This window comes from Sphingopyxis sp. HIX (genome assembly GCF_001468285.1).
Classification (GTDB): domain Bacteria; phylum Pseudomonadota; class Alphaproteobacteria; order Sphingomonadales; family Sphingomonadaceae; genus Sphingopyxis.
Genome location: NZ_LNSB01000044.1, coordinates 18,941 through 45,898, shown reverse-complemented (window position 1 = coordinate 45,898; position 26,958 = coordinate 18,941). Strand labels below are relative to the sequence as shown.

Here is a 26,958-nt window from a genome sequence, read left to right as displayed (position 1 = left end):
CCTCCACCATGCTTCGCATGGTCCCCCTCCCCATCGCTGCGCGACAGGGAGGATTAAGATGGCCGCTAACGCCCCAAACCCGCCAAAGGGCTGTAGCGCGTCGAAACCTGTTGTTCAGGCTCTTGGGGCAGAAGCGTCGACGATTGGCGCGGTCGGGAGGGTTTATGCGGGTGTTTCGGATCGGGGTTTCGGTGGCGGCTGCGATCGGCCTGTCCGGCGCCATCCACGCCGGAACCCGTATCGTTCCCATTCATCCCGAGCGCGCGGACATGCCGGAAACGCAGCGACGCGACCTGGTTCTGGGCGATCTGGATGCGATCCTCACCGGACCAACTTCGCCGACCACGATCGCCACCGCACCCTATGCTTCGTGGATGGAGGGGCTTTGCCGGCGCGACGTGCTCCAGCTGAAATATTCCCGGGAAAGGGCTAGTCCGGTCAGGCCCGTCGGCATACAGGCCGTCAGGGTGCAATATCATTTCCTGGGCCGGGAAGAGGGGCAAAGCCCCGAGCGCCGACAGAAGGAATGCGAAAAGCTGGCAGGCAAGAAGCTGAGCTGGGCGTTCGGCGACGACGACAATTTCGCCGTCGGCGCGCTGACGACGATCAAGACCGCCGAAGCCGATGTGCGCGCGAAGCGGCGGTCCACGATCGATTGCGACGCGCTGACCGACCAGGCGATCGAGGCCGCCTGCGCGGATGCCTTCCTGTCCGCCGCTTCGAAGATTTCGGAAATTTGGCGATGCCCCGATCAGCGCGACGGTTGTTACGGATTCACCGCCTTCCCCTATCGCTTCACGATATTCATAAGCTTTTCCTATGGCGTCGATGGCGGATATACGACGGCGATCGAGATGCAAGATCACGAGATCGTGGTGACCTAGCCCGCGACCGTTGCGCGCCATTTGACTTCCCTACCCCCGCCCGCCATCCTTGTACCCATGCAGATTCGACGCGGCCTTCTCCGCTTCCGGTTTCACGGGGGACAGCTTCTCGCGGGCAACTAGCCCCGGGTTCAGGCGCGCTTTGCCCCGGACCCGGGGCCAGCTTTCGATAATTCGAGCCGTGCGCGGGAGGACCGCGTGCGCGCGCCTCATTTTCCGGAAAGTCCGTACCATGACCAAGACCCAAGCCCGGGCCGCGCGCCCGGCGATCCGCATGATCGACAGCGAAGCCGACCGGCTGACCGAACTCGCGCTGCTCCAGCAGCACGAACTCAACCGCATCTATGAAATGCTGCTGGGCGAGATCGACCGGGCGAAGATCGTCAGCGCCGCGGCGATGCCCGGCGATGTCGTGACGATGGGGTCCGAGGTGACCTTTCGCGACGAGAAGACGGGGACCGAGCGCACCGTCGAGCTGGTCTATCCCGGCGAGGCCGACATCGATGCGGGACGGGTGTCGATCCTGACCCCGGTGGGCGCGGGGCTGATCGGGCTGAGCGCGGGGCAATCGATTTCGTGGCCGGATCGGGGCGGGATGGAGCATCGGTTGACGATCGTCGCGGTGAAGCGGCCGGTGGGGTGATGGGGTTGGGGGTGCGAACTGCCGTCGATCTCCCCTCCCGCTTGCGGGAGGGGTCGGGGGTGGGCAAGCACCGTTGCAGGTGCCCACCCCGCTGCGACTAACGAGCAAGCTCGTAAGTCTCGCTGCCCCTCCCGCAGGCGGGAGGGGAAATCAGTGCAATCATCGAATGCTCGCCCTCCCCCAGACGCGATGAAGCCGCCGGATCGCTCCGACGGCTTCACCACCCAGTCAGGGGCGCTTACGCGCCTTTCGACAGGAAAGCGGTCAGCTCTTCCTTGCTGACGGTGCCGTTCTTGTCGGCATCGGCAGCGCCATAGGCCTGGCCAATCCACGTCTTCACCTCGGCCGATTCGACGTCGACCGTCGGTTCGCTCGCGGCGCGCAGCTTCTTCATCCAGATGCCGAATTCGACTTCGCTGAGTTCGGCGCTCGAGTCGGCGTCGTAGGTCGGGAACTCGCTGTTCACGATCTGCGCGACCTGCGTCGGGGTGGCGGCGGTGCCGCTGGGCGCCGACTGCGCGGTCGTGGTCGCTTCGCCAGCCGGGGGAGCGGGCTCGGCGGCGGCCGGCGGCGTCGTCGCAGCGTCGGGCGCGGGGGCCGGGGTCGGCTGCGCCGCGTCGGGCGCCGGAGCCGGCTGCGCGGCTTCGGGGGTCGGGGTCGGCTGGGTGTTCTCGGCCGCCGGTTCCGCAGGCTGGCTGGCCGGCGGGGTGGTGGTGTCGGCGGGCTGGTTCTGCGCCAGCGCCGGGAAACTCACGGCAGCAGCGCCGATCAAAAGCATGGTTTTCAACATGGTAGTTCTCCTGTTAAGCGACGCTTCGCCTTGCGCGCCGCTGTGTCCTGAAGGGGCATGGGATCAACCGTGGCCGAAATGTGAAAGTTGCATATCGGTGACGATTGGCGGCGCGGCTCGTCCCTGCTAGGGCGCGCCCCATCGCGATTCCGCCGAGAATCCGCGATTAGTTGATGCTAAAGGAAGGAAAAACCATGGTTCCGCGTTACGCCCGGCCCGAGATGACCGCGATCTGGGCGGCCGAGAACCGCTTCCGCATCTGGTTCGAGATCGAAGCCCACGCGACCGACGCGCTCGCCGAGCTGGGCGTGGTGCCCAAGGATGCGGCGAAGGCGCTGTGGGACTGGTGGGCGACGGAGCCCGTCATCGACGTCGCGGCGATCGACGCGATCGAGGCGGTGACCAAGCATGACGTCATCGCCTTCCTGACCTGGGTCGCCGAGAATGTCGGCGAGCAGGCGCGCTTCATGCACCAGGGCATGACGTCGAGCGACGTGCTCGACACCTGCCTGGCGGTGCAGCTGACGCAGGCGGCGGATATCTTGCTCGCCGATCTCGATGCCTTGCTCGCGGCGATCAAGAAGCGCGCCTATGAGCATAAGCTGACCCCGACGATCGGGCGCAGCCATGGGATTCATGCAGAGCCGGTGACTTTCGGGCTCAAGATGGCCGAAGCTTACGCCGAATTCGACCGCTGCAAGGCGCGGCTGGTCGCCGCGCGCGCCGACATCGCGACCTGCGCGATTTCGGGCGCGGTCGGGACCTTCGCCAATATCGACCCGCGCGTCGAGGCGCATGTCGCGGCGAAGCTGGGGCTGGCGGTCGAGCCGGTGTCGACGCAGGTGATCCCGCGCGACCGGCATGCGATGTTCTTTGCGACGCTGGGCGTGATCGCGAGTTCGATCGAGCGGCTGGCCGTGGAAGTGCGGCACCTGCAGCGCACCGAGGTGCTGGAGGCCGAGGAATATTTCTCGCCCGGGCAGAAGGGCTCGTCGGCGATGCCGCACAAGCGCAACCCGGTGCTGACCGAGAATCTCACCGGGCTCGCGCGCATGGTGCGCAGCGCCGCGATCCCCGCGATGGAGAATGTCGCGCTGTGGCACGAGCGCGACATCAGCCACTCGTCGGTCGAGCGCTTCATCGGGCCCGACGCGACGATCACGCTCGACTTCGCGCTCGCGCGGCTGACCGGGGTGGTCGACAAATTGCTCGTCTATCCCGCGCGGATGCAGAAGAATCTCGACCGCATGGGCGGGCTGGTCCACTCGCAACGCGTGCTGCTGGCGCTGACGCAGGCGGGCGCGAGCCGCGAGGAAAGCTATGTGCTGGTCCAGCGCAACGCGATGAAGGTGTGGGAGAGCGACGGGACCTTGTCGCTGCTCGAGCTGCTGAAGGGCGATGCCGAGGTGACGGCGCGGCTGTCGGCCGAGGAGCTGACCGCGCTGTTCGACCTCGACTATCATCTGAAGCATGTCGACACGATTTTTGCACGGGTGTTCGGCTGACGGCCCGGGGGTGGAAACCCGCGGCGAACTCGCCTAGGCTTCCTGCAAGTCGCCAATCAGCACAGGAGCACGCCGCGTGGGAATTTTTCGGACGGTCATCTGGGTGCTGCTCACCGCGGTGCTGGTCATCTTTGCGATGGCGAACTGGATCCCGATCACCGTCACCATCTGGCCGGGGTCGGTGCTCGACACCAAGCTGCCCGTGCTGATCCTCGCCGCCTTCCTGATCGGCAGCGTGCCCTTGTGGATCGCGCTGCGCGCCGCGCGCTGGTCGCTGAAGCGCCGGCTCGACCATAGCGAACGCCAGCTCGCCGACCTGCGCGCGATGGCGAACCGGTCGGCCGAGACGCCCGCGGTCGCGGCGCCCGAGCCTGCGCCGGTCAACGACGTGCCCCCCGCCCCGACCGATCTCTTCAAGACGGAAAAGCCATGACCTCGCCGCTCTATCTCGCCATCGACACCACGCATCTGGATGCCGCGCTGACGCTGGTCCAGAAGGTGCGCCGCCATGTCGGCGGGCTGAAGCTGGGGCTCGAATTCTTCTGCGCCAACGGGCACCACGGGGTGCATGAGATGGCGAAGTTCGGGCTGCCGATCTTCCTCGACCTGAAGCTGCACGACATTCCGAACACCGTGGCGAAGGCGATCCAGGCGCTGCGCCCGCTCGAGCCCGCGATCCTGACGGTGCACGCCGCGGGCGGCCGCGCGATGCTCGAGGAAGCGAAAGCGGCGGCGGGCACGCACACGAAGGTGATCGCGGTGACGGTGCTGACCAGCCTCGATTCGCCCGACCTCGAGGATATCGGCGTCGGCGGCAGCCCGCACGACCAAGTCGTGCGCCTCGCCGCGCTGGCGCGCGAATCGGGCTGCGACGGGATCGTCTGTTCGGGGCAGGAAGTGAAGGCGGCGCGCAAGGCCTGGCCGGGCGGCTTCTTCGTCGTCCCCGGGGTGCGCCCCGCGAACGGCAAGGTCGGCGACCAGAAGCGCGTCGTCACCCCGGCGCAGGCGATGAGCGATGGCGCGTCGATCCTGGTGGTCGGGCGGCCGATCAGCCAGTCGGCGGATCCCGATCTTGCGGCGCGCGAGATCGAGGCGACGCTTTAGGTTCTAGACCCCCGCCCGCTTCCCGTTCGTGTCGAGCGCAGTCGAGACACGCGAAGCCAGGCGCTCCCCGAGCGTGTCTCGACTTCGCTCGACACGAACGGATGTTGGATCGTTGAATATGCCCCCTCTCGTCAAAATCTGCGGCCTGAAGACCAGGGCCGAAATCGACGCCGCGATCGCGCATGGCGCGACGCATATCGGGCTCAACCACTATGAGCCGAGCCCGCGCTATGTCGACCTGAACACCGCGGCGGAGCTGAGGAAATATGCCAGCGACCGGGTCAAGGTCGCGCTGCTGCTGGTCAATGCGGGGCCGCAGGTGACGGGTGCGGCGTGGGGGACGGTGCGCCCCGACATCATCCAGTTCCACGGCAGCGAGACGCCGGAGTGGATCAACGCGGTCAAGACCAACACCAAGACCGAGGCGTGGAAGGCGGTGGGGCTGAAGGACGCGGGCACGCTGACGCGCTCGCTGCAATATGAGGGGGTGGTCGACCGGCTGCTCTACGACGCGCCGGCGCAGGCGATGCCGGGGGGCACCGGGACGCGCTTCGACTGGTCGCTGCTGGTCGGGCACCGGCACCGCATCGACTGGGGCATCGCGGGCGGGCTGACCCCCGCCAATGTGTGCGACGCGCTGAGCGCGACCGGTGCGCCGCTGGTCGATGTGTCGTCGGGGGTCGAAAGCGCGCCGGGCGTCAAGGATGTGGACAAGATCGCCGCTTTCCTTAAAGCGGTCGCGACATGCTGACGCCGTCCCCATCCGTCGTGCGCATCGGGAAACGATGGCGCTGATCGCCTGAGACCCGTCTCTTCGCGAGCGCCCTATCCCTTTGCCGATGGAAACGACCGTGACTGCTTCCCAGACCCTGCCCAACAGCCTGCGCACCGGCCCCGACGATCGGGGTCACTTCGGCCAGTTCGGCGGCCGCTATGTCGCCGAGACGCTGATGCCGCTGATCCTCGACCTCGAGCGCGAGTATCGCGCGGCTAGGCACGACAATGAATTCCGCGCCGAATTCGACCGGCTGCTGAAGCATTATGTCGGACGGCCGAGCCCGCTGTGGCTGGCCGAGCGGCTGACCGAGCATCTGCGCGCGAGCGCCAGCGAAGGCTTCGGGGCGAAGATCTACCTCAAGCGCGAGGACCTCAACCACACCGGCGCACACAAGATCAACAATTGCATCGGCCAGATCCTGCTCGCGAAACGGATGGGCAAGAGCAAGATCATCGCCGAGACCGGCGCGGGGCAGCACGGCGTCGCGACCGCGACCGTCGCGGCGCTGTTCGGCCTGCCCTGCACGATCTTCATGGGCGCGGTCGACGTCGCGCGGCAGCAGCCCAATGTGTTCCGCATGAAATTGCTGGGCGCCGAGGTGGTCGCGGTCGAGAGCGGCGCGAAGACGCTGAAGGATGCGATGAACGAGGCGCTGCGCCATTGGGTCGCGAACGTCCACGACACTTTCTACATCATCGGCACCGTCGCGGGGCCGCACCCCTATCCCGAGCTGGTGCGCGATTTCCAGTCGGTGATCGGCGACGAGGCGAAGGCGCAGATATTGGAGGCCGAGGGCCGCCTGCCCGACATGCTGATCGCGCCGGTCGGCGGCGGGTCGAACGCGATCGGGCTGTTCCATCCGTTCCTCGACGATGAAAGCGTCGAGATCGTGGGCGTGGAAGCCGCGGGCGAAGGGCTGGACGGCAAGCACGCCGCGAGCCTCGCGGGCGGACGCCCGGGCATCTTGCACGGCAACAAGACCTACCTGTTGCAGGACGACGACGGGCAGATCACCGAAGCGCACAGCATCTCGGCGGGGCTCGACTATCCGGGGATCGGGCCCGAGCATAGCTGGCTGCACGATATCGGCCGCGTGCGCTACGAGCCGGTGACCGATGCCGAGGCGCTGGCGAGTTTCCAGACGCTGACGAAGCTGGAGGGGATCATCCCGGCGCTGGAATCGGCGCATGCGATCGCGGCGGCGGAGCGGATCGCGCCGACGCTGGGCAAGGACAAGATCATCATCGTCAATTGCTCGGGCCGCGGAGACAAGGATATCTTCACCGTGGCCGATGCATTGGGGGTGAAGCTTTGAGACGCGCCGGTTTTGCCGTGATCTATCTGGCGCTCGGCCTCGCGGTCGTGGAGTTGATCCTCCGTTCCCTGAACATCGCTGCGCCGGCGGACATCGTCGTCATAGCGTTTCTCTTCGCGATGCTGTTGGGTGCTATTTTGCTGGTCACCTCATCCGTCCGACGCATCGCCGGGGGCGAGGTAAAGCTTCGGCCCCAGCTGGCTCTAAGGTCGGCTCCGCTGATCTTTCTGATCATCCTCGCGCTGCGATTTCTTTTGGAAGCGATTTTCGGCGACCCCTATGACAATTGGCTCAAAATTCTCATGGTTTCGGTGCTGCTGACCATTTTGTTCAGCCTTTCCTGGACCGCCTACCGGAGGGCCGCATGACCCGTTTCGCCGCCACCTTCGCCAAGCCGCAGACCGCGCTCGTCGCTTTCATCACTGCGGGCGACGGCGACACCGCCGCGAACCTCGACGCGCTCGTTGCCGGGGGCGCCGATGTGATCGAGCTGGGCATGCCCTTCACCGATCCGATGGCCGACGGCCCTGCGATCCAGGCGGCGAACCTGCGCAGCCTCGCCAAGGGGACGACCACCGCCGATATCTTTGCGATGGCGGCGGCGTTTCGGGCGCGGCATGCCGGGGTGCCGCTGGTGCTGATGGGCTATGCCAATCCGATGACGGTGCGCGGGGCCGACTGGTTCGCGGGCGAATGCGCGAAGGCGGGGGTCGATGGGATCATCTGCGTCGATATTCCGTCGGAAGAAGATGCCGAACTGGGGCCGAGCCTGCGCGCGGCGGGGGTCGAGCTGATCCGGCTGGCGACGCCGACGACCGATCCGGCGCGGCTGCCCGCGGTGCTCAGCGGCGCGGGCGGGTTTCTCTATTATGTCAGCGTCGCGGGGATCACCGGGCTGCAGCAGGCGGCGCAGGCGAGCATCGAGGAGGCCGTGGCGCGGCTGAAGGGTGCGACCGCCCTGCCCGTCGCGGTGGGTTTCGGCGTTCGGACGCCGGAGCAGGCCGCCGCGATCGCCAAGGTCGCCGACGGCGTGGTCGTCGGATCGGCCTTTATCGACATCATCGCCGAGCATGGCGACGCTGCGGCGCCGCACGTCGAGGCCTTCACCCGCTCACTCGCCGATGCTATCCATGGCGCAAAGGAGATCGCCGCATGAGCTGGCTCGAACGCGTCCGCAACGCCCTGCCCTTCGCGGCGAAGCGCGACACCGCCGACAACCTCTGGCACAAGTGCCGCGAATGCCAGCAGATGGTGTTCGTCAAGGAATGGCAGGACAATCTGAACGTCTGCCCGCGCTGCGACCATCATGATCGCATCGGCGCGAGCGAGCGCTTCCTGCAATTGTTCGACGGCGGGCTGCACGAGATACTGGCGTCGCCCGCGGCGCCCGAGGACCCGCTGAAGTTCAAGGACACCAAGAAGTACACCGACCGCATCAAGGCCGCGCGCGCGCAGACCGGCGACCGCGACGCCTATCAGAACGCCTTCGGGCGGATCGGCGGGCATCCGGCGGTGATCGGGGTGCAGGATTTCGCCTTCATGGGCGGCTCGATGGGGGTCGCGGTGGGCGAAGCCTTCGTTGCGGGGGTCGAGGAAGCGATCAAGCGCGGTTGTCCTTATATCGCGATCACCGCGGCGGGCGGTGCGCGGATGCAGGAAGGCACGCTGTCGCTGATGCAGATGCCGCGCGCGACGGTGGCGCTGGCGCGCCTGCGCCGCGCCGGACTGCCCTATATCGTGCTGCTCACCGACCCGACGACGGGCGGGGTCACCGCGAGCTATGCGATGCTCGGCGATATCCAGATCAGCGAGCCCAAGGCGCTGATCGGTTTCGCGGGGCAGCGCGTGATCGAGAATACGATCCGCGAAAAACTGCCCGAGGGCTTCCAGCGCGCCGAATATCTGCTCGATCACGGGATGATCGACATGGTGGTGCACCGCAAGGACCTGCCCGCGACGCTGGGGCGGTTGATCGGCTATCTGGCGCCCGAGAAGGCGGCTTAAAAACCTCCACAAACCGTCATTGCGAGCGAAGCGAAGCAATCCAGAGTGGTGTACGCGTCCCTGGATTGCTTCGCTTCGCTTGCAATGACGAAGTAATTTAAGGCACCGAAGATGCCCGACCACGCTTTCAGCTCCGATCCCGCCGTACAGGCGCAACTCGACCGGCTCGCGGCGCTGTCGCCGGGGCGCGACGTGCTGGGGCTCGAGCGGATCGCCGAATTATGCGCGCGGCTGGGCAATCCGCAGGAGCGGCTGCCGCGGACCTTCCATGTCGCGGGGACCAACGGCAAGGGGTCGACCTGTGCCTATCTGCGCGCGATTTTGGAGGCGCAGGGGCGGCGGGTGCATTGCTATACGAGCCCGCATCTGGTGCGCTTCAACGAAAGGATCCGGATCGCGGGGGCGCTGATCGACGACGGCCATCTGGCCGCGTTGCTCGAAGAGGTACTCGACGTCGCGCAGGATCTGCAGGCAAGCTTTTTTGAGATCACCACCGCGACGGCCTTCCTCGCCTTCGCGCGTACCCCGGCAGACGATTGCATCATCGAGGTCGGACTCGGCGGGCGGCTCGATGCGACCAACGTCATTCCGGCGCCCGCGGTGTGCGGGATCGCGTCGCTGGGGATCGACCATGAGGCGTTCCTGCTCGCGCCCGAGGCGGGGACCCCGGACGATCCCGCCGTGCGCATCGCGTGGGAGAAAGCGGGGATCTTCAAGCCCGGGGCGGCGCTGGCGACGCTCGATTACCCCGCGCCGCTGATGGATATCATCGGCGAACGCGCCGAGGCGGTCGGCGGCATGCTGTTTTCCGAAGGCGACGTCTGGGCGGTGGCGCCCGAAGGCGACGGCTTTCGCTGGACCTCGAAGTTCGGCTCGATCGGCGCGGTGCTGCACACGCGGATGCCGGGGGCGCACCAGCAGCGCAATGCCGGGCTGGCGATCGCGATGCTGCGCGTCGCGCCCGAACCGCGGCCGAGCGAGGCCGAGGTTGCGGCGGGGGTGGCGACGGCCTTCTGGCCGGGGCGGATGCAGCGGCTGGGCGACGGGCCGCTGACGCGGCTGCTGCCCGACGGTGCAGCGGTGTGGCTCGACGGCGGGCATAATCCGGACGCGGGGGCGGCATTGGCGCGGGCACTCGAGGACGTGCAGGAAAATGGGGCGCCGCTGCACATCGTCTGCGGCCTGCTCCGCAACAAAGATGCGATGGGGTTCCTGCGGCCTTTCGCCGACCGGATCGCGTCGTTCCAGGCGGTACCGATCCCGGGGCACGAGCATCATGACCCCAAGGATCTGTGCCACTGGGTGCAGGAGGGGATGGGCATCGTCGACGCGCAGCCGTGCGACGATGTCGCGGCGGCGCTGCGCCATATCGCCGCGCATCGCCCGCCGGGCGCGGTGCTGATCTGCGGGTCGCTGTATCTGGCGGGGGCGGTGCTCGGCGCGAATGGCGAAGTGCCGGTTTAGGGCTGCTTTTTTGGGGGGAGCCGACTTTCCTTGGCCGTCGCCCGAAACCGGCCACCCGCCTAAACCCGCCCCGCCCAATCAAGGCTCTCCGGATAGAAGCGCTCCAAGACCTCCCGGCACGCGCCGACGACATAGTCGATGACTTCGCGCGGCAGTTCGGTCTTCCATGCCTCGGCGTCGCCTGCGCGATAGTGCGCGGCGTCGTCGGTTTCGCCCGCGCGGCGCCCCGCGAGCCTTTCGAAGGCGAAGTCGGCCTGGTCGGGCCAGACCAGCGCGTCGCCCGCGGGGCCCAGCGCGGCGCGGAGGAAGTCGGTCAGCCGGTCGAGCCCGTCTTCGATCCGGAGGGTGCGGATCGCGGGGTCGTCGTAGTTCCAGTGGCGCATGGCATGGAGCGGACCGGGGGTGTCGGGATAGAATTCCTCGGAATTGCAGAATTGCGCGGTCAGCAGCATGCCGGTCGTGCGGTCGGCCGCCAGCAGCCGCGCGCGCTGCGCGGCGAGCAGCGGCCAGCCGTCGACGCTGTGGCTGGTCCGGTGCGAATGATAGGCCGACAGGACCACGCTCAGCGGATTGCGGATCAGGTGCAGCGCCGGGCCGCTCCCCTGCCCCCGCACCGCAGCATATTGCGCGTTGGTCAGGCAGCAGAGGTCGTAGCCCGCCGCAGTCGGCCGCGCCGAGCCGAGGTGCGAGGTGAAGAAGCCGAGCGCGCTCCGCTCGCTGAGGTCGGCGAGGTAGGCGACGAGCGCGCTCGATGCGCATTTATGGTGGGTGAAGAAGGCGATCATCGCCGCCTTCTTTCCAGATTTTGCCGGGCAAGCCTAGCGGGGCGTCGCCCGCCCCGCGCGACCCTAGTCCCCCCTCACCGCCGCGCGGTTGGCGTCGCCGAACATGTTCGACCATTCCTTGTCGTCCAGCTGCTGGTAGCGGCCGATATATTTGGCGGGCGGCTTCAGATCGTCGCGCGCCATCGCGCGGGCGACCGCCGGACGTTCGCGGATGCGTTCGAACCAGCCGTGCATCGCGGGCCAGTCGTCGAGGCCCATGCCCATGACGAAGGCCGAGGCGCGGCCGGGCCAGATCGCCATGTCGGCGATGCTATACTCGTCCCCCGCGACATAGGGCGCTTTCTCGAGCCGTTTTTCGAGGACGGCGAGCAGGCGATTCAGTTCGTTGGTGTAGCGCTGGGTCGCATAATCCTGTCCCGCGGGGGCGTAGCGGAGGAAATGGCTCGCCTGCCCGCCCATCGGGCCGAGGCCCGCGACCTGCCAGGCGAGCCACGACAGCGCCGATGCGCGCGCCGCGCCGGCGGGTGCAAGAAAGCGACCGCTCTTCTCGGCGAGATATTGCAGGATCGCGCCCGATTCGAAGACGGCCACCGCATCGCCGCCCCAGGCCGGCGCATGATCGACGATCGCGGGCAGCTTGTGGTTGGGATTGATGCGGCCGAATTCGGGGGTGAGCTGGTCGCCCTCGAAAATGTCATAGGGAATGACGCGGTAATCGGCGCCGACCTCCTCGAGCATGATCGCGATCTTCTGGCCGTTCGGCGTCGCCGAATAATGGAGGTCGATCATCAGAGGATCTCGTGGATCTGGTGGCGGACGCCGAAATCGGTGCGCTCGCCGACCCCGACCGCGAGCAGGCCGTTCAGCCAGCCATATTTTTCGCTCGCGGTTTCGAACACCGGGGCGATTCGCAGATAGTAGAGCGCGGGGTCGACCGGCGGCGCGGCGGGATCGGCGAAGGATGCGCGCACCGCGTCGGACACGACGCTGCGGCCGTTGTAGCTGAGGTAGACGAGCGCGCCGTCGTCGGTCTGCCACACCGCGCGCGCATCGAAGGTGCCGACCGCCGCGCCCGAGGCGAGCCGCCCGGCCCGCGACCAATTGCCGCCGCCGGGCAGGACGATGCCATTGATTCGCGGGCCGAAAAAGCGGCCGCCGGTCACATAGCCGACACGCTGGTCGCCGAAGGGCGAGACGCCGATTCCGAAGATGCCGCCCCCGACCTCGAACTCCACCGTGCACAGATGGCGGCTCGCCAATGGCGCCGCGGCGCCCGATGTATTTTCCTGTCCCACTCTTTCGACTCCTGCTTGCGAGGCTCTGGACAAGCATAAAACAATTAGTATACTAAGGGTCAATCAGATTGACGGACCGGAAGACATCTCCGGCACCGTCGGCAACATACCAATGGGAGGGTCATGATGAATATTCGCAACCGGATTCTGCTGTCGGGCGCCGCGTCGGTCGCCATGCTGGGGCTCGCCGCGCCGGCGATGGCGCAGGACAGCGCCGCGCCCGCCGATACCGGCGAAACCGCCGACGATGCGGGCACCGACGAGATCATCGTCACCGCGCGCTTCCGCAACGAAACGTTGCAGGACGTGCCGCAGGCGATCTCGGCCTTCGGCGAGGAGCAGCTGACCAATATCGCGGCGCGCGACATCACCGACCTCGCCCCCTCGACCCCGAACATCAGCATCCAGCCGGTCGCGACCTTCTCGAACTCGGCGGCGATCTTCATCCGCGGGCTCGGCGCGCAGGGCATCGAGTCGACCGAGGAAAGCCCGGTCGGCGTGTCGATCGACGGCGTCTATGTGACGCGCCCGGTCGCGACGATGCTCGACACCTTCGACCTCGACCGCATCGAGGTGCTGCGCGGCCCGCAGGGCACCTCGTTCGGCAAGAACTCGCTGGCGGGCGGTATCGCCGCCTATACCAAGAACCCGGGCCGCGACTGGGGCGTGCAGGCCGAGGTCACCGTCGGCAATTTCGGGCGCATGGACGCGCGGGCCGCGGTCGACATGCCGCTGATCCAGGATACGCTGGCGGTGCGGCTGGTGCTCAACAAGGAAACCTATGACGGCTATTTCACCAACCGCGCGAACGGCAAGAAGATCGGCGGGCAGGACCGGCTGACCTTGCGCGGCACGGTGGTGTTCACCCCGACCGACAATCTGGACATCAACCTGAAGGCCTTCCTCGTCCGCGACCGGTCGAGCGCGCCGGGCGGCGATGCCGCGCCGAACCGCAACCAGCTCTTGTGGCAGGTCTTCCGCTTCGAGGAGCCGAACGACGGCGCCTATACGATCGGCCGCGACTTCCCCGCCGACCACGACACCGACCAGCTGGGGCTGATCAGCAACATCGGGCTCGACATGGGGTCGTGGGAGGCGAAGTCGATCACCGGCTATATCGAGACCGACGATTTCAACGACAGCGATTTCGACCAGTCGGAGATCTTCTTCTTCCCGACCTTCCGCCTGCAGTCGCACCGCCAGTTCAGCCAGGAGCTGCGGCTGCAGTCCGATTTCTCGGACCGCACCGACGCGCTGTCGCGGCTGAACCTGGTGTTCGGCGGCTATTTCCTGAAGCAGAGCTTCGAGCTGGCGCAGGCTTTCCCGACGCTGCCCGTGCTGCTGGCGCCCGCGCTCAATTTCGGCAGCGAGGACTTCGTCACGCAGGACAATACCGCGAAGGCGCTCTTCGCGCAGGCGATCTATGGCATCACCGATCGGCTCAACATCACGCTGGGGGTTCGACAGAGCTGGGAGTCGAAGGATTATTTCCGCGATCCGACCGGCGTGCTGATCAGCCCGTCGCGCTTCTCGTCGCGTTCGGCGGTGCGTTCGCTCGCCGAGATGGAGGCGATCGCCAACGCCAACCTCGCCGCGGGCAAGGCGTTCAAACTGGGCTACGACCGCGATCGCACCACCTTCAAGGCCGGGATCGACTATCGCCTGACCGACGAGCTGATGGTCTACGCCGGGTTCAGCCAAGGCTATAAGGGCGGCGGCTTCGGCGCGCGCTCGGCGACGACGACGACCGCGGGACCGACCGAGGACAATACCGCCGACCTGTTCGAGGCGGGGTTCAAGGGCGACTTCTTCGACAATCTGTTGCGGCTCAACGTCACGGGCTTCGTGACCAAGTTCAAGCAGCTCGAATTCGGCGTCTTCTTCCCCAATCCCAATGTCGCATCGGGGCAGGAAACCGCGCAGCTCAACATCGGCGCGGCGACCACCAAGGGTCTCGAGTTCGAAGCGACGCTGAAGCCGACGCAGGATTTCCGCCTGTCCGCGAACGTCGGCTATCTCGACGCGAAATACACCGACTTCTGCGCCGACATCGACGGGCCGTCGGCCTTTGCAACTCCGCCGACCTCGACCTGCGGCGACGTGACGCTGCTGCCCAACGGCACCTATCTGGTCGACGTCGACCATACGGCGAAGAAGCTGGTGCGCGCGCCCAAGTGGCAGACCAACTTCTCGGCCGATTACAGCATCCCGCTGGGCAGCGCGGGGACGATCAACCTGCGTGCGGCGATGACCTATCGCAGCACCTATTTTTCGACCGTTGCCAACGACCTCGCGGGCAAGACCGGCGACTTCACGCTGATCGACGGCTCGATCAGCTGGCAGAGCGAGGACGAACGCTTCCGCGTGATGCTGTGGGGCAAGAACCTGACCGACAAGACCTATGTCGCGGCGCTGACCCCGACCGCGAACTTCTTCACCCAGCGTTTCTACAACGCGCCGCGGACCTTCGGCCTGACGCTCGGCGCGAGCTTCTGAGCGAAGGGCCGCGCGGCCCGCTCCTTTACGCGTCCGAGTCCCACGGACGACGGCCCCCTGCCCTGACGGGCGGGGGGTTTTTGTTTGGAGTATATCCCCCTCCCTGCAAGGGAGGGGTTAGGGGTGGGTCGCGAGCGCAGCGAGCAAGAGGCAGAGCGCCGCCTTCGGCGGCAAACCCACCCCCGGCCCCTCCCTTGCAGGGAGGGGAGAACCAAGGTCCGTTCCATCCCACCACCGTAAAGCGCGTTGACAGATAAACTTAAATATCTAAGTATTTTTCCACCAAGAAGACTCATGCGTCCGGGGAGAGACATGACCGAGGCCACCACCCTCCACGGCGCCGCGGCGCCCGATACGGGGCTGACGCTGCGCCGCAACGTCGCGCTGGCGATGCTGTTCGTGGTCGGCACGATCAATTTTATCGACCGCCAATTGCTGTCGATGCTGATCGAGCCGATCCGCGCCGATATCGCGCTCAGCGACACGCAGTTCGGGCTGCTTACCGGCCTCGCCTTCGCGCTTTTCTATGCCGGCATGGGCGTGCCCGTGGCGATCCTCGCCGACCGCTGGAACCGCGTGAAGCTGGTCGGCATCGCGTGCATCGTGTGGAGCGGCTTCACCGCGGCGTGCGGGCTGGTGTCCAATTTCTGGCAACTGGCCTTGATGCGCTTCGGCGTCGGCGCGGGCGAGGCCGGCGGCACCGCGCCGTCGGTGTCGGTGCTCGCCGACTATTATCCGCCCGAGCGGCGCCCGATCGTCATGGCTTTGTTCACCTGCAACGGGCCGTTCGGGGTGTTTGTCGGCGCCGCCTTCGGCGCCTGGGCGGCGTCGACGATCGGCTGGCGCAACGCCTTCCTGCTGATCGGCGCGGTCGGCATCGTCGTCGGGCCGCTGCTGATCTGGCTGGTGCGCGAACCTGCGCGCGGGCAGATGGACAAGGGCGCGAGCGACGAGGCGGTGCCCTTTTCCCGCGCGCTGGCGCTGTTCGGCGAGCGGCGCTCGCTGATGCTGATCCTGCCCGCGACCGCCTTTGCCGCCTTCGTGAGCTATGGCATGCTCAACTGGATCCCGGCCTATCTGATGCGCGTACAGGGCATGCCGCTCGCCGCGATGGGGACGTGGTTCGCGCCGGTCGCGGGGATCACCTTTGCCGCGGGGACGCTGGGCGGTGGCTGGCTGGTCGCGCGGATGGCGAGCAAATCGCCCCGCGCCTATGGCTGGGTTCCGGCGATCGCGACCGCGATCCTGATCCCGTCGCTGATCGCCGCGCTGATGCTCGACGGCTGGCCCGTCGTGCTGGCGCTGATGGTGGTGCCGCTGACTGCCTGCACCTTCTATATCGCGCCGTCGCTGGCGCTGGTCCAGAACCTGACCCCGCCGCGCGCGCGCGCCACCGCGACCTCGATCCTGATGCTGATGTTCAACATCGTCGGGCTGGGCTTCGGGCCGCTGTTCGTTGGCTTCGTCAGCGATGCGCTGAAGCCCGACCATGGTATCGACAGCCTGCGCTGGGGGCTGATGGCGCTGATGCCCTTCGCGCTCGCGGCGTGCGCGGTGCAGCTGGCGATGACGCGGCATCTGGAGCGGGATTTCGCCGCCTGACAAGGGAGAGCAAGATGAGCGAGCTGGACGAAATCCGCGCGATGGCGACGCGCTTTTTCGATGCGATCGAGGCGGGCGATATCGAGACGATGCGCGAAAGCTTCACCCCCGACGCCGAAATCTGGCACAACACCGACGAGCTGATCGTGACGCGCGACCAGACCGCGGCGACGCTGACCGGCATGGTCGCGCGGATCGGCGAACGCGAATATGCCGACCGCCGGCTGACGGTGTTTCCCGGCGGCTTCGTGCAGCAGCATGTGCTGAAGGGCGTCCGCACCCACGACGGCGGCGCGGTGCGCCTGCCCTGTGCGATCATATGCAAGGTCGAGGGCGGCAAGATCGCGCGCCTCGACGAGTATTTCGACAGCGCGCATGTCGCCGAGTTCCGCAAATTCGCCAAAGCCTGAGGAGTTTTTATGCCCGTCCTACGCCAGGTTCCCCGGTCCGAAGTCACCGACGAGACCGTGCTCGCCTATTACAACCGCCTGTTCGGCGACCGCGATCCCGTCGCCGAGCCCGGCACCGCGACCGGCACCCCCGGCGACTGGTGGACGGTGTTCGCGCTGTCGCCCGATATCTTCGAGCACGCGGTCAAGGGTTTCGCCGTCTATCGCAACCCCGCGCGTACGATCGACCCGATACTGCGCGAGCTGGGCCAGACGCGCGCGGGCTGGGTCAAGGGCAGCCAGTTCGTTTTCTCGCAGCATTGCAAGTCGCTCCGCGGCCTCGGCGCCAGCGAGGAGAAGATCGCGTCGATCGCGCACTGGCAGGTCGCCGATTGCTATGACGAGCAGGAGCGTGCGGTGCTCGCCTATGCCGATTGCCTGGCGCAGGCGGGCGGGCGCGTGCCGCTCGAGGTTTTCGAGAAATTGAGGACCTTCTGGAACGACGAGCAGATCTTCGAATTCACCTACATCACCTGCCTCTATGACATGCACGCGGTGATCACGCGCGCGCTGCGCATGGAATATGACGCGCGCGAGGACCCAATCGTCGAGATCGCGGCGCCCGAGGGCTTTACCGCGGCCGACTTCCTGAGCGCGCCGCGGCCCGCGGGCAGATGAGTGCCGACGCGATAATCGTCAATCTACTTGACGGTTATCGCGAAATCGGCTATGCGGAAGGGGAGAGGACAATATGAAATTCTATAACAGCGTCGGTCCCAACCCGCGCGTCGTGAAGCTGTTCATGGCCGAAAAGGGTATCGTGCTCCCCGAGGTCGACGTCGACCTGCGCGGCGGCGAGAACCGGCGGGCGCCCTATAATGTCGCGGTGAACCCCGCTGGGCAGACCCCCGCGCTCGAACTCGACGACGGGTCGGTCCTCACCGAGATCACCGCGATCTGCGAATATCTGGAAGAGAAGTTCCCCGAGACGCCGCTGATCGGCGCCAGTGCCGAAGAGCGCGCGGCAACGCGGATGTGGACGCGGCGCATCGACCTCAAGATCTGCGAGCCGCTGACCAACGGTTTCCGCTTTGCCGAGGGGCTGCCGCTGTTCGAGCCGCGGCTGCGCTGCCTGCCCGAGGCGGCGGCGGGGCTGAAGGCGACCGCGCAGGACGGGGTGCGCTGGCTCGACCCGCTGATCGCGGGGCGCGAATTCGTCGCGGGCGAGCGGCTGACGCTCGCCGACCTGATGCTCTTCGCCTTCCTCGATTTCGGCATTTCGGTCGGCCAGCCGATCGATGCGTCGGCGACCAATGTCATCGCCTGGTACGAGCGGATGAAGGCGCGCCCGACGACCTGAATACTCGAATGCACAAGGAGACGGATCATGGCTGCAGCGAATAGCGAGTTCGAATTTCTGGGGGTCAACCACCTGGCGCTGGTGTGCAAGGACATGGCCAAGACGGTCGAATTCTATCGCGACATATTGGGCATGCCGCTGACCAAGACGATCGACCTGCCCGGCGGGCGCGGCCAGCATTTCTTCTTCGACATCGGCAATGGCGACAGCCTGGCCTTTTTCTGGTTCCCCGAGGCGCCCGAAGCGGTGCCGGGGATTTCGGCGCCGGCGCATCTGCCGACGCAGGGCAGCTTCGTGTCGGCGCACGGGTCGATGAACCATATCGCGATCAACGTGCGCGCCGACAAATTCGACGATTATTACAACCGGCTGGTCGAGAAGGGCATCGCGGTCAGCAAGATATTGAACCATGACGATTCGCCGACGCAGTCGACCGACGAGCTGCACGAGGGCGTGTTCGTGCGCTCGGTCTATTTCTTCGACCCCGACGGCGTGTGCCTGGAATTCGCGGCGTGGACCAAGGTGTTCGACGACAGCGACGTGGCGCACGATCCGGTGCAGGCCGACGGGACGAAGCGCGAAGGCCTGATCACCGGGCGGACGCCGGTGCCGGCGGAATGAGATAGCTCCTCCTCAAGGAACTCCTCTTGGCCCGGCGTGCGAGCGCCGGGCTTTTTTTGCCCAGGTTACCCCACCGCCCTGCCCTTGCCCTCCCAATAGGGCGCGCGCAGTTCGCGGCGGAGGACCTTGCCCGAGGGGTTGCGCGGCAGCGCGTCGATGAAGTCGATGCTCTTGGGCGCCTTGTAGGCGGCGATGCGTTCGCGCGCCCAGGCGATCACCGCGGCGGGATCGGGCGCGCCGTCGGCACCGGGCACGATCAGCGCCTTCACCGACTCGCCCCATTTGTCATCGGGCACGCCGATCACCGCGACATCGGCGACGCCGGGGCAGCCCATGATCGCGCTTTCGACCTCGGCCGGATAGACATTCTCGCCCCCCGACACGATCATGTCCTTGATGCGGTCGTGGACGAAGTAGAAGCCGTCGGCGTCGCGATAACCGACGTCGCCGGTGTGGAGCCAGCCGCCCGCGAGCGTCTCCTCGGTCGCGGGGCCGCGGTTCCAATATTCCTTCATCACGATGCCGCCGCGGATCGCGATCTCGCCGATCTCGCCGTCGCCGAGTTCCCTGCCCGCGCCGTCGAGGATCGCGAGGTCGACGTTCGGCCAGGGCTTGCCGCACGAGGTGAGCTTGCCGGGGATGTCGTGCGCGCCGGGCGACAGATACGAGCCGCCGCCGGCGGATTCGGTCATGCCGTAGAATTGCACGAAATCGCAGCCGAAGGTCGCGCGCGCGCGTCGCAGCACGTCCTCGGCGATCGGCGAGGCGCCATAGGCGATCGATTGCAGTTCCGGATAAGGCCCCTCGCCCGCGGCGGGCTGCATCAGCATCATCTGGATCATCGCGGGGGCGAGGAAGGCGTGCGCGACATTCTCCTCGCGCATCATGCAGATCGCATCGGCGGGGGTGAAATCCTTGACGAGCAGTAGGCGGCCGCCCTGCGCCAGCCCCGAGAAGCTGACATTGGTGCCCGCGACGTGGAAGAGCGGCATGACGATCATCACCGTCTCGTCCTCGCCATAGGCAAAACCGTCGACTTCGGTCGCGGCCTCGAGGAAGGTGCGGTAGTTGCGGTGCGTCAGCACGACGCCCTTTGGCAGGCCGGTGGTGCCGCTGGTGTAGAGCTGCAGCACATCGTCGGCGAGGTCGGGGCCAGGGAGCGCGGCGTCGGAGGCGGTGCCGAGCCATTGGTCGAACGGCTCGAACTGCGGGTGCGATCCATAGAGCGCGACGAGGCGCGGCGGGTTGGCGAGGCCGGCGACCGCGGCGAGCGCGCAGTCGAAGAAATCCTCGCCCACGAAGAGATATTTGGGCGCGGCGTCGCCGACGATGAAGCCGACCTCGGCGGGGACGAGGCGGTTGTTGATCGGCGCGAAGCAGGCCCGCGCGAGCGCGGTGCCGAAGAAGAGCGGATACCAGGCGTCGTGGTTCTTGGTCAGCGCCGAGACGCGGTCGCCGGGCTGGATGCCCGCGGCGATCAAGGCGTTGGCGACGCGGTTCGAGCCTTTGTCGAGATCGTAGAAGCTCGTCTCGCGGTCGCCGAACTTCACCGCAATCGCGTCGCCGCGGACGCGGGCCTGCGCGCCCGGGATATGGGCCAGGGTCCGGATGGCATCCAGATCGATCATTTCGCTCTCCCTCGGTTCATTTTTCTTGAATTAGATAGAATACTAAGCAAATGTTTGACCAGCCCAAAAATCGAGAGGATTGGCCTTGTTCGACCACCCCATATTGCCGACAACGATCGTCGGAAGCTACCCCCAGCCCGACTGGCTGATCGACCGCGAAAGGCTGAAGGCGAGCCTGCCGCCGCGCGTGCGCGCCGAGACCTTGTGGCGCATTCCCGAACCCTGGCTGGCCGACGCGCAGGAGGCCGCGACGCTGATGGCGATCCGCGACCAGGAAGAGATCGGCATCGACATCGTCGGCGATGGCGAAATGCGGCGCGAAAGCTATTCGAACCGGCTGGCGACCGCGCTGTCGGGGATCGACCAGGAAAAGCATGGCACGGCGATCGACCGCACGGGCAACGCCAATCCGGTGCCGCTCGTGTCGGGTCCGATCCGGCGCGTGGCGCCGATCGAGGCGCAGGATGCCGCCTTCCTGCGCCGCCATTCGACGCGGCCGGTGAAGCTCACCCTGCCCGGCCCCTTCACGATGACGCAGCAGGCCGAGAACGGCTGGTATCCGGACGCGCGATCGCTCGCGATGGACTATGCCGATGCGGTCAATGCCGAGGTGAAGGACCTGTTCGCGGCGGGGGTCGACGTCGTCCAGCTCGACGAACCCTATCTGCAGGCGCGCGCGGCCGAGGCCAATGCCTATGCGATCGAGTCGATCAACCGCGCGCTCGACGGGGTCGGCGGGACGACCGCGCTGCACATCTGCTTCGGCTACGCGATGGTGCATCACGGCGCGGGGGCGACCGGGCCGAAGCCCAAGGCGTACGACTTCCTTGCCGAGCTGGAGGCCTCCAACGTCGACGTGATCTCGATCGAGGCGGCGCAGCCGGGGCTCGACCCCGCGATCCTCGCCGAGCTGCCGACCAAGACGATCATGTACGGCGTGCTCGACCTGTCGATCCCCGAGGTCGAGACACCCGAGGTGGTCGCGGGACGCATCCGCGAGGCCTTGCGCTATGTCGACGCCGAACGGCTGTGGATCGCGCCCGATTGCGGCATGAAGTACCATAGCAGGGAGCACAGCCAGGCCAAGCTGAAGGCGATGGTCGATGGGACGGCGCTGGTTCGGAGGGAGTTGAAGTAGCGCATCTCTCCCCTCCCGCAGGCGGGAGGGGTCGGGGGTGGGCCAGCAACGGGGCGAATGCCCACCCCGCTGCGACTAGGCAGCAAGCTGCCAAGTCTCGCTGCCCCTCCCGCTTGCGGGAGGGGGTGTCACGCTTCGATAAACTCGCTCAGCAGCGGCACCACAATCTCGGGCGCCTCGACGGTCGGCAAATGCCCGGCCCCCGTGATCACTTCCAGCTTCGCGCCGGGGATGGCATCCAAAATCTCGTCATGATGCGCGCGGCTGGTGATGCCGTCCTTTTCGCCCCAAATCAGCAAGGTCGGGACCGCGATCTCTCCGAGGCGCGGGCGGCTGTCGATGCGCGCCATGATCGCGCGCTGCTGGGCGAGGAAGGTGTCGGCGCCGGTGTCGGCGGCCATACGGCGCGCGATGCCGAGCAGGCGTTCATCGTCCCGCTTTTCCTCGGGGAAGAGGATCGGGATGCGTTCCTCGACGACCTGGTCGAAATTTCCGGCTTCGACGAGATCGATATAGCCCTGCCGCCGCGCGGTCTGCGCGGGCCCGTCAGCGGAGGCGAGTGTCGAGATCAGCGCGAGCTTCGCGACGCGTTCGGGCGCGCGGCGCATGACCTCGAAGGCGATGAAGCCGCCCATCGCGTGGGCGACGAGCGCAAATTTGGGCGGGGCATTGTCGAGAAGGCGCTGGGCAAAGCCCTCGATCGTGTCGTCGCTCCGGTTGTCGGCGACGATGATGTCGCGGTTGGGCCAGGCGTCGAGCAAAGGCTGCCAGACGGCGTCGGTGAGCAATTGGCCCGTGATGAGGACGATGGGGAGCGACATTAGATCACCTGATGCAGGAGCGGTTCGCCAGCGACGAGGCGGCGGCAGTTTTCGTGCGCGACGGTCAGGCTGCGGACGAGCGTTTCGGGGGTGAGCCAGGCTATGTGCGGGGCAAGCACGGCATTGGGCAGACCGAGCAGCGGATTGCCGTGCGGCAGCGGTTCTTCGGCGAAGACGTCGAGACCCGCGCCGCGGAGATGGCCGCTGGTCAGGGCTTCGACGAGTTTCGCCTGATCGACGAGTTCGCCGCGCGCGGTGTTTATGAGCACCGCGCCCTTCTTCATCGCGAAGGGGTCGATGCTGGCGCGCGTTTCCTCGGTCAGCGGCATGTGCAGCGAGACGATGTCGCTGGTGCCGAGCAGTTCGTCGAGCGGCAGATATTCGTAGGGCACGTCGCGCTTGCTGCGCGCCGTGTAGACGATCTTCGCACCGAGTGCGGCGAGGGCTGGCGCCAGCAATTGCGCCGAATGGCCGAAGCCGACGAGGCCGATGGTGCGCCCGCCGATCTCGCCGACCTGATCGAGTTCGGAGGGGTCGGCGGTCCAGCCCTGCCCGGCGCGGGTGCGCGCGTCGAAGAAGCAGGTGCGGCGCAGCACCGCCATCATCAGCGACAGCGCCATTTCGGCGACCGCCTGGCTGTTGGTGCCGGGCATGTTGCACACCGCGACCTTGTGGTCCCGCGCGGCGTCGAGCGCGATGGTGTTGACCCCGACGCCGAGCTTCTGGATCAGCTTCAATTTGGGCGCCGATGCGATGAACTCGGGCGTCACCGGGGTCAGCACATGGAGCAGCGCGGTGATGTCGGGGGCCACTTCGCCGAGCGGCGCGGCCTCATCGACATGCGTCACGACGCCGGGGCCGAAGATCGCATCGACCGCCTCGCGGAAGCCGGGGCTGGGGCGCGCGTGGAGGACGATCATGCCGCGACCGCGCCAATGCTGCCGGCGAAGGCCGAGAAGCCCGCGAACACGGCGTCGGCGCCCATCGCTTCCTCGATGCGCAGCATCTCGTTCCATTTCGCCATGCGTTCGGAGCGGGTGAAGCTGCCGACCTTCAATTGCCCGGCGTTCCAGCCCGTCGCTAGATGCGCGATGGTGACGTCCTCGCTCTCGCCCGAGCGCGCCGAGACGATCGCGCCCCAGCCGCGCGCGACGACGGCGTCGAGTGCAGCCTTGGACTCGGTGACGGTGCCGACCTGATTGACCTTGATGAGCGCAGCATTGCACACGCCTGCATCGCCGGCGCGGGCGACGCGTTCGGCGTTGGTGACGAGCACATCGTCGCCGATGATCTGCACGCGGTCGCCGATCGCGGCGGTGACCGCGGCCATCGCGGTCCAGTCGTCCTGCCCCGCGGGGTCCTCGATCGACAGGATCGGATAACGGCCCGCCCATTCGATGATGCGCGCGGCCATCGCCTCGCTCGTCAGGCGGCCGTCGTCGAGGGCGAGGCTGTAGCCCGAAGCATCGCCGAGTTCGTTGGCCGCGATGTCGAGCGAGATGAAAACATCCTCGCCCGCTCGGTGGCCGCTCGCCTCGATCGCCTTGGTCAGCGTATCGAGCGCATCTTCGTTCGAGGCGAAGTTCGGCCACCAGCCGCCCTCGTCGGCGACGCCGCTGAGCGGGCCTTTGGCTTCCATGAGCTTGCCCGCGGCGCGGTAGACATCGTCGGTGATTTCGAGCGCGCGGCGGAAACTGCCCGCCGTCGGGCACATGATCATGAAGTCCTGCACATCGGTGCGCCGCCCGGCGTGCGCGCCGCCTCCGAAAATCTGGATTTCTGGGAGCGGGATGCGAACCTTCTTATCGCCCGCGAGATAGCGCCACAAAGGCAGCCGCGCATCGGCGGCGGCGGCGTGGAGCACCGCCATCGACACCGCGACGACGGCATTGGCGCCGAGGCGCGCCTTGCTCGGGGTGCCATCGAGCGCACAGAGCGCGGCATCGACCGCGGCCTGATCATAGGCGTCCATGCCGGTGATCGCGGGGGCGATCTCGGCGCCGATGCCTGCCACGGCGCGGTTGACGCCATAGCCGCCGAAGGCCGTGCCACCATCGCGCAGGTCGATCGCCTCATGCGCGCCGCGCGAGGCGCCCGCGGGGGCGATGGCGCGTCCGACGGCACCCGAGGCGAGTGTGACTTCGGCCTCGACCGTGGGGCGGCCGCGCGAATCCCAGAGCTGGCGGCCGGTGACGGAAGCGATGGGCGACGTCATTTCAAATCCTTTTCCAGTTGGCGACGAGCGTGTCGATGGGCTCCGGCGCGCGGATCAGCGCGCGCGCCTGATCGCGGACGATCGTCTTGTGTTCGGGGTCGGTGAGATAGGGCGCGGGCGACTTGCCCTCGACACGCGCGAGGAGCAACGCGGCGGTGAGCTTGCCCGCGCGGAGCAGCAGGTCCTCGGCATCTTCCCAGTCGATGCCGGCGCGATAGGCTGCGACGAGCGTGGCGGCGGCCGCGTTCAGCCGCACGTCGCCCGACCACACCGCCTTGAGCAGCAAGTGCGTGGTACAGAAGGCGAGGTCGAAGGCGGGGTCGCCATAGACCGCGCATTCGGCGTCGAGGAAGACCGGGCCGTCGGCGCTGACGAGGATATTCTTAGGGCTGACGTCGCCATGGACGAGCGCGATCTTGCGCCCCGACAGGTCGGCGGCGAGCGCGGTGAGTGCGGGCGCGAGTTCGGCATCCTGCTGCGCGACATAGAGCAGGAAGGGATCGACGCGCAGCGCGCGAAACATGTGGTCGTTGGGGAAGTCGGCGCGGTCGGCGTCGTTGTACGCGGTGGCGGCGTGGACCGCGGCGATGCCCTTCCCCACCTGCGCGGCGAAACCGGCATCGACGCGCCCCGCCATCAGCTCGTCCTTCCACACCGGGCAACCGGGGAGGAAGCGCATCGCGAAGGCGTGGCCGGTGGGCAGCTCGGCGAGCACCTCGGGCGCGATATACGGATCGACGCCGCGCGCGCGGCGCAGCCAGCGCACCTCGCTGGTGCCGCGCTCGACGGGGGCGAGCCATTCGGCGGCGACGCGGAGCTGCGGCAGCGGGCGCTTGACGACGATCGGGCCGGCGAGGCTGTCGACCTTCCACACATCGCACGACACGCCGCCGGTCAGCGGCTGGAGGACGACCTCGCCCTCCCCCGCCAGCCCGGCGCCGCGCAGCGCCTCGATGATGTCGGCGTCCGCCGTCACGTCACAGCTTCTCCCGGATCCACGCGCCGACGAGGTCGGCGGCGTCCTGCCGTTCCTTGATCGAATCCTCGAAATAATGCGCGCCGGGGATCAGTTCGATCTTTTTGTCGGTCGAGCCGAGGAAATCGAAGATCTTGCGCGCATCGCTGGGGAAGACGCCGGTGTCGGCGAGCCCCTGCACCACCAGCGCCGGCGTGTCGTGCTTCGCGAGATGCGGCTGGCCCTGGCACGGCGAGGTTTCGAGGCTCCACATGTTGAGCCAGGTCTTGAGCGTGTTGGCGCGGCCGATGCTGGGGGTGCGGTTGGCGATCGCGGGGTCGCCGCGATAGCACCAGTTGGGCTTGCGCTCCGACGGGTCGATCGCGGGATCGACGCAGCGGATGTCGCCCCAGCAGCGGAAGAGCGGGAAGATGCGGTCGGGGATGTCCGCCGCGTTGAGCCGTGCGAGCTCGGCCTTCGCCGAGTCGGTGATGCGCTGGTTGCGGGCGCGCTGGCCGGCGCGATATTTCGCGATGAATTCGCCCGAATAGGGCGGTCCGTTATCGGGGTTAAACGGATCGAGTTCGGGGTCGGTCAGCGTCGGATCATTCTCGTCGATCACCGAGGCGTCCATCCAGTCGGTGAGGACTTCGGGGCGGCCCTGGTGCGCGTTGAAGCTGATGTAGAGGTCGCCCTTCACCAGCTGCGCGAGCGCGTCCTGGCCGACCGAGGGCAGGCGGTCGGTGAGCGTCGGCGCGATGGCTTCGGCCTGATAGGCGCCCATCAGCGATCCACCGCCCGAATTGCCGAGGATGACGATCTGCTCGACGCCCGCCTCTTCCTTCAGCCATTTCATGCCGACGCCGATGTCGAGCACGGCATGTTCGAGCAGGAACTGGTCCTCGAAACCGCGATAGCGGGTGTTCCAGCCGAGGAAGCCGAAGCCCTGCCGCGCAAAGTAAGGCGCGATATAATGTTCGGAGAAATCGACATTATAGTGGGTGGCGATGATCGCGACCTTCGGCCGCTTGCCCGCCTCGGTCCAATAGATGCCCTGGCACGGGTGGCCGCCCGCCTGGATGCGCGGCGCGGTCGGCGGCGCGCGGCCGATGAAAGTCGCGTCGAGGCCCTCGATGCCATTGGGATCCATATGTCTCTCTCCTGTT

28 protein-coding genes are annotated in these 26,958 nt (G+C 67.1%); 18 read left to right on the top strand and 10 right to left on the bottom strand.

All coding sequences use genetic code 11. From position 1 onward, the window contains the following. Positions 1 to 164: 164 nt before the first annotated feature. A complete protein-coding gene (locus ATE62_RS18440) occupies positions 165 to 884 on the top strand; it encodes a hypothetical protein (protein ID WP_058810268.1) in 720 nt (239 codons plus the stop codon). Positions 885 to 1,116: 232 nt separating this feature from the next. Then, positions 1,117 to 1,527 carry a nucleoside diphosphate kinase regulator gene (gene rnk / locus ATE62_RS18435; protein ID WP_058810269.1) on the top strand — a complete coding sequence of 137 codons (411 nt, stop codon included), beginning with the start codon at positions 1,117 to 1,119 and terminating at the stop codon, positions 1,525 to 1,527. Between the two features lie 238 nt (positions 1,528 to 1,765). Here the strand turns inward: rnk and ATE62_RS18430 are convergent, their stop codons facing one another. Further along, positions 1,766 to 2,317, bottom strand: coding sequence for a hypothetical protein (locus tag ATE62_RS18430; protein WP_058810270.1), 552 nt, complete (start codon positions 2,315 to 2,317; stop codon positions 1,766 to 1,768). A 194-nt stretch (positions 2,318 to 2,511) separates the two neighbouring features. Here ATE62_RS18430 and purB point away from each other — a divergent pair, with 194 nt between their 5' ends. The 9 genes from purB to ATE62_RS18385 all read left to right on the top strand — a co-directional run bounded on the left by purB (position 2,512) and on the right by ATE62_RS18385 (position 10,487). Then, positions 2,512 to 3,822, top strand: a complete 1,311-nt coding sequence (gene purB / locus ATE62_RS18425) for an adenylosuccinate lyase (RefSeq protein WP_058810271.1) — start codon at positions 2,512 to 2,514, stop codon at positions 3,820 to 3,822. 76 nt (positions 3,823 to 3,898) lie between these two features. Further along, on the top strand, positions 3,899 to 4,255 hold the full coding sequence (locus ATE62_RS18420; protein WP_058810272.1) for a LapA family protein: 357 nt from the start codon (positions 3,899 to 3,901) through the stop codon (positions 4,253 to 4,255). Continuing rightward, positions 4,252 to 4,926, top strand: coding sequence for an orotidine-5'-phosphate decarboxylase (pyrF, locus tag ATE62_RS18415; protein WP_058810273.1), 675 nt, complete (start codon positions 4,252 to 4,254; stop codon positions 4,924 to 4,926). The genes ATE62_RS18420 and pyrF overlap by 4 nt, the downstream gene beginning before the upstream one ends. A gap of 118 nt (positions 4,927 to 5,044) precedes the next feature. Next, a complete protein-coding gene (locus ATE62_RS18410; RefSeq protein WP_058810274.1) occupies positions 5,045 to 5,677 on the top strand; it encodes a phosphoribosylanthranilate isomerase in 633 nt (210 codons plus the stop codon). Between the two features lie 88 nt (positions 5,678 to 5,765). Further along, complete coding sequence (trpB, locus tag ATE62_RS18405; protein WP_443028873.1) at positions 5,766 to 7,019, top strand: tryptophan synthase subunit beta; 1,254 nt, start codon at positions 5,766 to 5,768, stop codon at positions 7,017 to 7,019. Between the two features lie 17 nt (positions 7,020 to 7,036). Continuing rightward, positions 7,037 to 7,387: a hypothetical protein gene (locus tag ATE62_RS18400; protein WP_156420681.1), complete on the top strand. Its 351-nt coding sequence runs from the start codon at positions 7,037 to 7,039 to the stop codon at positions 7,385 to 7,387. Continuing rightward, complete coding sequence (gene trpA / locus ATE62_RS18395; RefSeq protein ID WP_058810276.1) at positions 7,384 to 8,175, top strand: tryptophan synthase subunit alpha; 792 nt, start codon at positions 7,384 to 7,386, stop codon at positions 8,173 to 8,175. The genes ATE62_RS18400 and trpA overlap by 4 nt, the downstream gene beginning before the upstream one ends. Next, on the top strand, positions 8,172 to 9,023 hold the full coding sequence (gene accD, locus ATE62_RS18390) for an acetyl-CoA carboxylase, carboxyltransferase subunit beta (RefSeq protein ID WP_058810277.1): 852 nt from the start codon (positions 8,172 to 8,174) through the stop codon (positions 9,021 to 9,023). Before trpA ends, accD begins: the two co-directional genes overlap by 4 nt. Positions 9,024 to 9,134: 111 nt before the next feature. After that, on the top strand, positions 9,135 to 10,487 hold the full coding sequence (locus ATE62_RS18385; RefSeq protein ID WP_058810278.1) for a bifunctional folylpolyglutamate synthase/dihydrofolate synthase: 1,353 nt from the start codon (positions 9,135 to 9,137) through the stop codon (positions 10,485 to 10,487). A gap of 59 nt (positions 10,488 to 10,546) precedes the next feature. Here the strand turns inward: ATE62_RS18385 and ATE62_RS18380 are convergent, their stop codons facing one another. The 3 genes from ATE62_RS18380 to ATE62_RS18370 form a co-directional block, all read right to left on the bottom strand. Then, the gene (locus tag ATE62_RS18380) at positions 10,547 to 11,272 is read right to left on the bottom strand and encodes a hypothetical protein (RefSeq protein WP_058810279.1); all 726 of its coding nucleotides are present in this window, start codon (positions 11,270 to 11,272) and stop codon (positions 10,547 to 10,549) included. Between the two features lie 63 nt (positions 11,273 to 11,335). After that, positions 11,336 to 12,061 carry a glutathione binding-like protein gene (locus ATE62_RS18375; protein WP_058810280.1) on the bottom strand — a complete coding sequence of 242 codons (726 nt, stop codon included), beginning with the start codon at positions 12,059 to 12,061 and terminating at the stop codon, positions 11,336 to 11,338. Next, entirely contained in the window at positions 12,061 to 12,567 is a 507-nt protein-coding gene (locus tag ATE62_RS18370) for a DUF3237 domain-containing protein (protein ID WP_197411766.1), read from the bottom strand. Before ATE62_RS18370 ends, ATE62_RS18375 begins: the two co-directional genes overlap by 1 nt. Before the next feature lie 123 nt (positions 12,568 to 12,690). On the opposite strand from ATE62_RS18370, the gene ATE62_RS18365 reads away from it, so the two are divergent. From ATE62_RS18365 to ATE62_RS18340, 6 genes are all read left to right on the top strand, one after another. Then, on the top strand, positions 12,691 to 15,063 hold the full coding sequence (locus tag ATE62_RS18365; protein WP_058810282.1) for a TonB-dependent receptor: 2,373 nt from the start codon (positions 12,691 to 12,693) through the stop codon (positions 15,061 to 15,063). Between the two features lie 312 nt (positions 15,064 to 15,375). After that, complete coding sequence (locus tag ATE62_RS18360; protein ID WP_058809668.1) at positions 15,376 to 16,665, top strand: spinster family MFS transporter; 1,290 nt, start codon at positions 15,376 to 15,378, stop codon at positions 16,663 to 16,665. 14 nt (positions 16,666 to 16,679) lie between these two features. Further along, positions 16,680 to 17,075, top strand: a complete 396-nt coding sequence (locus ATE62_RS18355) for a nuclear transport factor 2 family protein (protein WP_058809667.1) — start codon at positions 16,680 to 16,682, stop codon at positions 17,073 to 17,075. 9 nt (positions 17,076 to 17,084) lie between these two features. Beyond that, positions 17,085 to 17,732, top strand: coding sequence for a carboxymuconolactone decarboxylase family protein (locus ATE62_RS18350; RefSeq protein ID WP_058809666.1), 648 nt, complete (start codon positions 17,085 to 17,087; stop codon positions 17,730 to 17,732). 73 nt (positions 17,733 to 17,805) lie between these two features. Continuing rightward, positions 17,806 to 18,414: a glutathione S-transferase family protein gene (locus ATE62_RS18345; protein ID WP_058809665.1), complete on the top strand. Its 609-nt coding sequence runs from the start codon at positions 17,806 to 17,808 to the stop codon at positions 18,412 to 18,414. A 27-nt stretch (positions 18,415 to 18,441) separates the two neighbouring features. Beyond that, complete coding sequence (locus ATE62_RS18340; RefSeq protein ID WP_058809664.1) at positions 18,442 to 19,035, top strand: VOC family protein; 594 nt, start codon at positions 18,442 to 18,444, stop codon at positions 19,033 to 19,035. A 65-nt stretch (positions 19,036 to 19,100) separates the two neighbouring features. Here ATE62_RS18340 and ATE62_RS18335 read toward each other — a convergent pair whose 3' ends face one another. Beyond that, complete coding sequence (locus ATE62_RS18335) at positions 19,101 to 20,663, bottom strand: long-chain-fatty-acid--CoA ligase (protein ID WP_058809663.1); 1,563 nt, start codon at positions 20,661 to 20,663, stop codon at positions 19,101 to 19,103. 79 nt (positions 20,664 to 20,742) lie between these two features. On the opposite strand from ATE62_RS18335, the gene ATE62_RS18330 reads away from it, so the two are divergent. Beyond that, a complete protein-coding gene (locus ATE62_RS18330) occupies positions 20,743 to 21,801 on the top strand; it encodes a 5-methyltetrahydropteroyltriglutamate--homocysteine methyltransferase (RefSeq protein WP_443028872.1) in 1,059 nt (352 codons plus the stop codon). A gap of 128 nt (positions 21,802 to 21,929) precedes the next feature. On the opposite strand, the gene ATE62_RS18325 is transcribed toward ATE62_RS18330, so the two are convergent. The 5 genes from ATE62_RS18325 to ATE62_RS18305 are packed head-to-tail and all read right to left on the bottom strand — an operon-like array spanning position 21,930 to position 26,942. Further along, a complete protein-coding gene (locus ATE62_RS18325) occupies positions 21,930 to 22,622 on the bottom strand; it encodes an alpha/beta fold hydrolase (RefSeq protein ID WP_058809662.1) in 693 nt (230 codons plus the stop codon). Further along, positions 22,622 to 23,542 carry an NAD(P)-dependent oxidoreductase gene (locus ATE62_RS18320; RefSeq protein ID WP_058809661.1) on the bottom strand — a complete coding sequence of 307 codons (921 nt, stop codon included), beginning with the start codon at positions 23,540 to 23,542 and terminating at the stop codon, positions 22,622 to 22,624. The genes ATE62_RS18325 and ATE62_RS18320 overlap by 1 nt, the downstream gene beginning before the upstream one ends. Beyond that, positions 23,539 to 24,837 carry a phosphopyruvate hydratase gene (eno, locus tag ATE62_RS18315; protein WP_058809660.1) on the bottom strand — a complete coding sequence of 433 codons (1,299 nt, stop codon included), beginning with the start codon at positions 24,835 to 24,837 and terminating at the stop codon, positions 23,539 to 23,541. The genes ATE62_RS18320 and eno overlap by 4 nt, the downstream gene beginning before the upstream one ends. A 1-nt stretch (position 24,838) precedes the next feature. Continuing rightward, entirely contained in the window at positions 24,839 to 25,813 is a 975-nt protein-coding gene (locus ATE62_RS18310) for a phosphotransferase family protein (RefSeq protein WP_058809659.1), read from the bottom strand. Position 25,814: 1 nt separating this feature from the next. Then, positions 25,815 to 26,942: an alpha/beta hydrolase gene (locus ATE62_RS18305; RefSeq protein WP_058809658.1), complete on the bottom strand. Its 1,128-nt coding sequence runs from the start codon at positions 26,940 to 26,942 to the stop codon at positions 25,815 to 25,817. Positions 26,943 to 26,958: the final 16 nt, after the last annotated feature.

Bases quoted from the DNA above. Each gene is read 5' to 3' on its own strand.
- ATE62_RS18440 (WP_058810268.1), top strand. From the start codon at position 165: ATGCGGGTGTTTCGGATCGGGGTTTCGGTGGCGGCTGCGATCGGCCTG.
- rnk (WP_058810269.1), top strand. From the start codon at position 1,117: ATGACCAAGACCCAAGCCCGGGCCGCGCGCCCGGCGATCCGCATGATC.
- ATE62_RS18430 (WP_058810270.1), bottom strand. From the start codon at position 2,317: ATGTTGAAAACCATGCTTTTGATCGGCGCTGCTGCCGTGAGTTTCCCG.
- purB (WP_058810271.1), top strand. From the start codon at position 2,512: ATGGTTCCGCGTTACGCCCGGCCCGAGATGACCGCGATCTGGGCGGCC.
- pyrF (WP_058810273.1), top strand. From the start codon at position 4,252: ATGACCTCGCCGCTCTATCTCGCCATCGACACCACGCATCTGGATGCC.
- ATE62_RS18410 (WP_058810274.1), top strand. From the start codon at position 5,045: ATGCCCCCTCTCGTCAAAATCTGCGGCCTGAAGACCAGGGCCGAAATC.
- trpB (WP_443028873.1), top strand. From the start codon at position 5,766: ATGGAAACGACCGTGACTGCTTCCCAGACCCTGCCCAACAGCCTGCGC.
- trpA (WP_058810276.1), top strand. From the start codon at position 7,384: ATGACCCGTTTCGCCGCCACCTTCGCCAAGCCGCAGACCGCGCTCGTC.
- accD (WP_058810277.1), top strand. From the start codon at position 8,172: ATGAGCTGGCTCGAACGCGTCCGCAACGCCCTGCCCTTCGCGGCGAAG.
- ATE62_RS18385 (WP_058810278.1), top strand. From the start codon at position 9,135: ATGCCCGACCACGCTTTCAGCTCCGATCCCGCCGTACAGGCGCAACTC.
- ATE62_RS18380 (WP_058810279.1), bottom strand. From the start codon at position 11,272: ATGATCGCCTTCTTCACCCACCATAAATGCGCATCGAGCGCGCTCGTC.
- ATE62_RS18375 (WP_058810280.1), bottom strand. From the start codon at position 12,061: ATGATCGACCTCCATTATTCGGCGACGCCGAACGGCCAGAAGATCGCG.
- ATE62_RS18365 (WP_058810282.1), top strand. From the start codon at position 12,691: ATGATGAATATTCGCAACCGGATTCTGCTGTCGGGCGCCGCGTCGGTC.
- ATE62_RS18360 (WP_058809668.1), top strand. From the start codon at position 15,376: ATGACCGAGGCCACCACCCTCCACGGCGCCGCGGCGCCCGATACGGGG.
- ATE62_RS18355 (WP_058809667.1), top strand. From the start codon at position 16,680: ATGAGCGAGCTGGACGAAATCCGCGCGATGGCGACGCGCTTTTTCGAT.
- ATE62_RS18350 (WP_058809666.1), top strand. From the start codon at position 17,085: ATGCCCGTCCTACGCCAGGTTCCCCGGTCCGAAGTCACCGACGAGACC.
- ATE62_RS18345 (WP_058809665.1), top strand. From the start codon at position 17,806: ATGAAATTCTATAACAGCGTCGGTCCCAACCCGCGCGTCGTGAAGCTG.
- ATE62_RS18340 (WP_058809664.1), top strand. From the start codon at position 18,442: ATGGCTGCAGCGAATAGCGAGTTCGAATTTCTGGGGGTCAACCACCTG.
- ATE62_RS18335 (WP_058809663.1), bottom strand. From the start codon at position 20,663: ATGATCGATCTGGATGCCATCCGGACCCTGGCCCATATCCCGGGCGCG.
- ATE62_RS18325 (WP_058809662.1), bottom strand. From the start codon at position 22,622: ATGTCGCTCCCCATCGTCCTCATCACGGGCCAATTGCTCACCGACGCC.
- ATE62_RS18320 (WP_058809661.1), bottom strand. From the start codon at position 23,542: ATGATCGTCCTCCACGCGCGCCCCAGCCCCGGCTTCCGCGAGGCGGTC.
- eno (WP_058809660.1), bottom strand. From the start codon at position 24,837: ATGACGTCGCCCATCGCTTCCGTCACCGGCCGCCAGCTCTGGGATTCG.
- ATE62_RS18305 (WP_058809658.1), bottom strand. From the start codon at position 26,942: ATGGATCCCAATGGCATCGAGGGCCTCGACGCGACTTTCATCGGCCGC.